Annotated in this window: 1 pseudogene; it reads left to right on the forward strand. The window is 58.0% G+C overall.

What is annotated here, in order from left to right:
- A pseudogene (locus tag ADADOO_RS01285) lies at positions 1 to 1,217 on the forward strand (Rne/Rng family ribonuclease); the annotation flags it as partial.
- Positions 1,218 to 1,333: the final 116 nt, after the last annotated feature.

Consider the following 1,333-nt stretch of genomic DNA (forward strand, 5'->3'; position numbering starts at 1 on the left):
AAACGCCGGCGCACACCATCACCCGCCTGCGCCATGACGACCTGAATCAGGATGACATCCGCGAGCCATCCTATCGAATGGTCGACGCACCCCTAGAAGAAGCCATCAAGCAGGCGACTCAGCAAGAGGCCGTCAAGCCCCGCCAGGAGGCAGCGATCAAGGGAATTTCGCCCGATCAGCCGGCGCCTAACCTCCCAGAGAAGATCCATACCCCCGTGGCGACACCGGCCCAGCCGGAAGCTGGCATCTTCTCCAAACTTTTTTCGTGGTTCCGCGCCCCAGCCAAACCTGTTGAAGCGGTTGTCGCGCCGGAACCAGCCAAGAAACCGCGCGAAGGTCGCGGTGATGGTCGCCGAGACCGCGATATCCGCCGCGGCGGACGTAACGGTAACAAGCGCGAAGAAGAACGTGGAGAGCGTAACAAGGATCGTGGTAATCGGCATGAGCGCAGTACAGAAAAGGCGTCTTCAGACGAGTCGACCGTAGGCCAAACCGAACGTCAGGAGCGTCGGCCGCGTGGCGAACGCAAGGGGCGTGGCGAGCGTCCGCAAACCGACGTCATCGAGAATAAGATGGTGCAACAGGCGCCAGGGGCTGATCTATCGGCATCCGTCGCCCCGCAGATCGGCAATGACACACAAGAGGCCAATGGTAGCGACGAACAGGGCAATCGCCGCCGAGGTCGTCGAGGTGGTCGCGGTCGTGGAGAACGTCGCGCCGAAGCGGAGACCGTGACGCCTGTCGTCGAAACTGACGAGACAGCCAGCCCGGTTCAGAAAATAGCAGAACCAGTCAGCCAAGTGCCGGTGATCGTCGTCATTCCCGCAGCAGAACCCGTCGCCGTCGAAACCGTTGAGCCAAATCTGGTGGTTATTGAGCCCGAAATCGCAGCTCCTGATGTCGTTTTGGAACCTGCGCAAACCGAAGCTGAACCAGTATTGGCCCAAACGGTAGTAGCTGAACCTGCGGTGGTCGAGACTCTTTCAGTCAGCCCCCCACAAATCGCTGAAACCGTAAGCCAGCCAACCGTTGCCGCACCTCAACCGATCGATTTAACCTCGGCATTGGCTGAAAGCGGACTGGTTCTGGTTCAGACAACGGCTCCAGCGATCGCCCCAGCTCAGCCTCCGGTCAAGCTAGGTCGTCCGCGCAAGCAAAAGTCAAATACAGAGCAAGCCGAAAACCAACCACTCGTGATGGTTGAAACCGGCAAATAAAATAACCACGACGCAATAAAGAAGGGGCTCCCATGGGAGCCCCTTCTTATTTATGGTAACAAGATCAGGAAGTTTCAAGTTTCTTTTTTATTTCCTCGATTAGACCCAGCGAAGCG

The sequence above is a fragment of the Azonexus sp. genome (assembly GCF_036170495.1).
GTDB lineage: Bacteria > Pseudomonadota > Gammaproteobacteria > Burkholderiales > Rhodocyclaceae > Azonexus.